At 51.7% G+C, this 5721-nt stretch carries 4 tRNA genes and 2 rRNA genes; all 6 read left to right on the forward strand.

From position 1 onward, the window contains the following. Positions 1-505: 505 nt before the first annotated feature. The 6 genes from I6E42_RS12550 (at position 506) to I6E42_RS12575 (ending at position 5721) form a co-directional block, all read left to right on the forward strand. Positions 506-2036 (forward strand): 16S ribosomal RNA (locus I6E42_RS12550). A gap of 114 nt (positions 2037-2150) precedes the next feature. Then, positions 2151-2227, forward strand: a tRNA-Ile gene (locus tag I6E42_RS12555). 21 nt (positions 2228-2248) lie between these two features. Then, positions 2249-2324: transfer RNA gene (locus I6E42_RS12560), tRNA-Ala, on the forward strand. A gap of 247 nt (positions 2325-2571) precedes the next feature. After that, positions 2572-5410: ribosomal RNA gene (locus I6E42_RS12565) — 23S ribosomal RNA — on the forward strand. The 16S and 23S rRNA genes sit together here with 4 tRNA genes alongside, the layout of an rRNA operon. A gap of 157 nt (positions 5411-5567) precedes the next feature. Continuing rightward, positions 5568-5643, forward strand: a tRNA-Lys gene (locus I6E42_RS12570). A gap of 3 nt (positions 5644-5646) precedes the next feature. After that, positions 5647-5721: transfer RNA gene (locus I6E42_RS12575), tRNA-Glu, on the forward strand.

Raw genomic sequence — 5721 nt, forward strand, 5'->3', positions numbered from 1 at the left:
AAAAAAGTAAAAAAAGGTGTTGACAAACCGGGGCGGTTTTGCTAATATAAGCAAGCGCTCTGCGACAGGGCAAAACCGGTCGGGAACGCAGGCGGCCCAAGGGTTCGCGGGTTTGAGAGCTTGGAAAAAAGTTTGGAAAACTTGAAAAAAGTTCTTGACAAAGCGAACTGAGTGTGGTAACCTAATCGAGTCGGCTGCGAAGCCGGCGCGAGATAGCCTCGATAAGCGGCGAATGAAAGAGCTTCAAAAAAGTTTGAAAAAACTTGAAAAAAGTTCTTGACAAAGCGAAAACGATGTGTTATCATTAAAATCCGCCGCGACAAGTTCGCTGCGGTGTGCACCTTGTAAATTAAACAACGTGACAAACACGAAGCACCAAAAAGGTGACGGTTGTTTAAAGAGTTTCGAAAGAAGCTTGTAAGGAACAACGTCAAATAATTTCTTTGAAGCTAAGTTTAAGCTTCAATAAAATTGATTTGAAGGACCTCGGTCCTTTAGATACCATTTTATTGAGAGTTTGATCCTGGCTCAGGATGAACGCTGGCGGCGTGCTTAACACATGCAAGTCGAACGGAGCTGCTTTGAAAGAGGATTCGTCCAATTGATGAGTATGCTTAGTGGCGGACGGGTGAGTAACGCGTGAGTAACCTGCCTTGGAGTGGGGAATAACACAGTGAAAATTGTGCTAATACCGCATGATGCAGTTGAGTCGCATGACTCTGACTGCCAAAGATTTATCGCTCTGAGATGGACTCGCGTCTGATTAGATAGTTGGCGGGGTAACGGCCCACCAAGTCGACGATCAGTAGCCGGACTGAGAGGTTGGCCGGCCACATTGGGACTGAGACACGGCCCAGACTCCTACGGGAGGCAGCAGTGGGGAATATTGGGCAATGGGCGCAAGCCTGACCCAGCAACGCCGCGTGAAGGAAGAAGGCTTTCGGGTTGTAAACTTCTTTTCTCAGGGACGAAGCAAGTGACGGTACCTGAGGAATAAGCCACGGCTAACTACGTGCCAGCAGCCGCGGTAATACGTAGGTGGCAAGCGTTATCCGGATTTACTGGGTGTAAAGGGCGTGTAGGCGGGACTGCAAGTCAGATGTGAAAACTCAGGGCTCAACCCTGAGCCTGCATTTGAAACTGTAGTTCTTGAGTACTGGAGAGGCAGACGGAATTCCTAGTGTAGCGGTGAAATGCGTAGATATTAGGAGGAACACCAGTGGCGAAGGCGGTCTGCTGGACAGCAACTGACGCTGAGGCGCGAAAGCGTGGGGAGCAAACAGGATTAGATACCCTGGTAGTCCACGCTGTAAACGATGGATACTAGGTGTGGGGGGTCTGACCCCCTCCGTGCCGCAGTTAACACAATAAGTATCCCACCTGGGGAGTACGATCGCAAGGTTGAAACTCAAAGGAATTGACGGGGGCCCGCACAAGCGGTGGAGTATGTGGTTTAATTCGAAGCAACGCGAAGAACCTTACCAGGGCTTGACATGGAGAGGACCGGTGTAGAGATACACTTTTCCCTTCGGGGACCTCTCACACAGGTGGTGCATGGTTGTCGTCAGCTCGTGTCGTGAGATGTTGGGTTAAGTCCCGCAACGAGCGCAACCCTTATTGTTAGTTGCTACGCAAGAGCACTCTAGCGAGACTGCCGTTGACAAAACGGAGGAAGGTGGGGACGACGTCAAATCATCATGCCCCTTATGTCCTGGGCTACACACGTACTACAATGGTGGTTAACAGAGGGAGGCAAAGCCGCGAGGCAGAGCAAACCCCTAAAAGCCATCCCAGTTCGGATCGCAGGCTGCAACCCGCCTGCGTGAAGTTGGAATCGCTAGTAATCGCGGATCAGCATGCCGCGGTGAATACGTTCCCGGGCCTTGTACACACCGCCCGTCACACCATGAGAGTCGGGAACACCCGAAGTCCGTAGCCTAACCGTAAGGAGGGCGCGGCCGAAGGTGGGTTCGATAATTGGGGTGAAGTCGTAACAAGGTAGCCGTTCGAGAACGAGCGGCTGGATCACCTCCTTTCTAAGGAGACATCAAGCAACGGAAGGTTGCTTGTAACGTCCTAGGTCAGACCTGAGGAGCGGAGAGGGAGTCACGTTGTTTAATTTAGAGGGTGTACGCCGCGAGGCGGCCGATGGGCCCATAGCTCAGCTGGCTAGAGCGCACGACTGATAATCGTGAGGTCGGTGGTTCGAGTCCACTTGGGCCCACCACCAAAACTCTGATGGAGAGTCGGGGGTATAGCTCAGCTGGGAGAGCGCCTGCCTTGCAAGCAGGAGGCCAGCGGTTCGATTCCGCTTATCTCCACCAACAAGATTAGATTGAAGTGTTTACTGGAAAGTGAGCATTTCAATCTGACCTTGAAAGAGGTTGGAAGCCTGCACCTTGAAAACTGAACAGTGAAGCAAGCAAGAAATTGCGAGCAAGCAACAGAGAGGTAACAAAGTAAAATTTGTGGACTTTAAGAAAATTAGGGTAACACAAACTACAATGAACCGATTTGTGCCTGCATAATTCTTATAGAACCAAGAGAACAGCTGAAAGGCTGTTCTACGAAGGTCAAGCTAATAAGAGCGCAAGGGGAATGCCTTGGCATCAAGAGCCGATGAAGGACGTGACAAGCTGCGATAAGTCTGGGGGAGCTGCACATAAGCTTTGATCCCAGAATTTCCGAATGGGGAAACCCGGCGGAGCAATACTCCGTCAACCTGCGTTGAACAAAATAGGCGTAGGTGGGGAACCGCCTGAACTGAAACATCTAAGTAGGGCGAGGAAGAGAAATCAACAGAGATTCCGCAAGTAGTGGCGAGCGAACGCGGAAGAGGGCAAACCGAAGGATTTATCCTTCGGGGTTGTGGACTGACACAACGGAGCGATAGGCTAGCTGAACGGTATGGGAAGGCCGACCACAGCGGGTGATAGTCCCGTAAGCGAAAGCTGATTTGTTCCAGTCAGGATCCAGAGTACCGCAGGACACGTGAAACCCTGTGGGAAACTGGGGGGACCACCCTCCAACCCTAAATACTACTTGATGACCGATAGAGGAGCAGTACCGTGAGGGAAAGGTGAAAAGGACCCCGGGAGGGGAGTGAAATAGAACCTGAAACCTTGTGCTTACAAGCACTCAAAGCTCGTTAAAGAGTGATGAGGTACTTTTTGTAGAACGGTCCGGCGAGTTATTGTACGTAGCGAGCTTAAGGTATTCAGTACCGGAGGCGAAGCGAGAGCGAGTCTGAATAGGGCGAATTAAGTTGCGTGCAATAGACCCGAAACCAGGTGACCTATCCATGAGCAGGCTGAAGTGGAGGTAAAACTCCATGGAGGGCCGAACCGACCCCCGTTGCAATGGTGGCGGATGACTTGTGGATAGCGGAGAAATTCTAATCGAACTTGGAGATAGCTGGTTCTCCCCGAAATAGCTTTAGGGCTAGCGTTGATTTAGATTACCGGAGGTAAAGCACTGAATGGGCTAGGGGCTGATAAAGTTACTGAACCCTATCAAACTCAGAATGCCGGCTAATTGATGATCAGCAGTCAGACTACGTGAGATAAGTCTCGTGGTCAAAAGGGAAACAGCCCAGACCCACAGCTAAGGTCCCTAATGTACGCTAAGTGGAAAACGATGTGGAATTGCGAAAACAACCAGGATGTTGGCTTAGAAGCAGCCACTCATTAAAAGAGTGCGTAATAGCTCACTGGTCGAGTGACTCTGCGCGGAAAATGTAACGGGGCTAAGCGTACAACCGAAGCTTGGGATGCACGTGAGTGCGTGGTAGGGGAGCGTCGAATGCGGGGTGAAGTCAGAGCGGAAGCACTGGTGGACTGTATTCGAGTGAGAATGCCGGAATGAGTAGCGAGAATTATGTGGGAATCATAATGGCCGAAAATCTAAGGTTTCTTGGGGAAGGTTCGTCCGCCCAAGGTAAGCCGGGAGCTAAGGCGAGGCCGAGAGGCGTAGTCGATGCACATACGGTTGAAATTCCGTAGCCACCGAAACTTAAACTAGAAGGACACTTGGAGCTATCCAGACCCGGGCGTTGGTTGACCCGGGCGAAAGGGACCGAAATTAAGTAGGGAAGCTGGAGAATGACGAGGCGAGAAAAGTTCTAGTGTATGCTAAGGTGCCCGTACCGCAAACCGACACAGGTAGATGAGGAGAGAATCCTAAGGCCAACGGGAGAAGGGTTGTTAAGGAACTCGGCAAAATTACCCCGTAACTTCGGGATAAGGGGAGCTCCGAAAGGAGCCGCAGAGAATAGGCCCAAGCGACTGTTTACCAAAAACACAGGTCTATGCTAAATCGAAAGATGACGTATATGGGCTGACGCCTGCCCGGTGCTGGAAGGTTAAGAGGAGAGCTTAGCGCAAGCGAAGGTTTGAATTGAAGCCCCAGTAAACGGCGGCCGTAACTATAACGGTCCTAAGGTAGCGAAATTCCTTGTCAGGTAAGTTCTGACCCGCACGAATGGCGTAACGATTTGGGCGCTGTCTCAACAGCCCACCCGGCGAAATTGTAGTACTGGTGAAGATGCCAGTTACCCGCAACTAGACGGAAAGACCCCATGGAGCTTTACTGTAGCTTAATACTGAGGATTGGTAAATCATGTACAGGATAGGTGGGAGGCATGGAAGCCAGAGCGTCAGCTTTGGTGGAGCCACCCTTGGGATACCACCCTTGATTTACTGGTTTTCTAACCTGCGGCCTTGAATCAGGTCGGGGGACACTGTTAGGTGGGCAGTTTGACTGGGGCGGTCGCCTCCTAAAAGGTAACGGAGGCGCTCAAAGGTTCGTTCAGCACGGACGGAAATCGTGCATTGAGTGTAAACGCATAAACGAGCCTAACTGCGAGGCCGACGGGCCGAGCAGTAACGAAAGTTGGAGTTAGTGATCCGGCGGTATGCAAGTGGAAGTGCCGTCGCTCAACGGATAAAAGCTACCCTGGGGATAACAGGCTGATCTCCCCCAAGCGTCCACAGCGACGGGGAGGTTTGGCACCTCGATGTCGGCTCGTCACATCCTGGGGCTGAATTCGGTCCCAAGGGTTCGGCTGTTCGCCGATTAAAGTGGCACGCGAGCTGGGTTCAGAACGTCGTGAGACAGTTCGGTCCCTATCTGTTGCGGGCGTAAGAGATTTGAAGGGAGCTGTCCTTAGTACGAGAGGACCGGGATGGACAGACCTCTGGTGCACCAGTTGTCCTGCCAAGGGCACAGCTGGGTAGCTACGTCTGGACGAGATAAACGCTGAAAGCATCTAAGCGTGAAACTCCCCCTAAGATTAGATCTCTCATCCTTTATGGAGTAAGGCTCGACGTAGACTATGTCGTTGATAGGTCGGAGGTGGAAGTGCCGTGAGGCATGCAGCTGACCGATACTAATAAGCCGAGGGCTTGACCTACAAGGTCAATAAGGAATGCAGGCGCTTGCGAGCGAGAGATTGTGGCTTCACTGTTCGGTTTTCAGGGCGCAGGAAAAGCGCCCCCCTTCTGGAGAGTGGGAAGGTAAGTAAAGAGAGAAAGCTTTCTTTGCATACTTTCTTTCTCGAAAGAAAGTATGCGCCTTTAGCTCAGTTGGTAGAGCAACTGACTCTTAATCAGTGGGTCCCGGGTTCGAATCCCTGAAGGCGCACCACACGGCCCGTTGGTCAAGCGGTTAAGACGGCGGCCTCTCACGCCGCAAACATGGGTTCGATTCCCGTACGGGTCACCA

This window comes from Pseudoflavonifractor phocaeensis (assembly GCF_021531815.1).
In the GTDB taxonomy this organism is placed as follows: domain Bacteria; phylum Bacillota; class Clostridia; order Oscillospirales; family Oscillospiraceae; genus Lawsonibacter; species Lawsonibacter phocaeensis_A.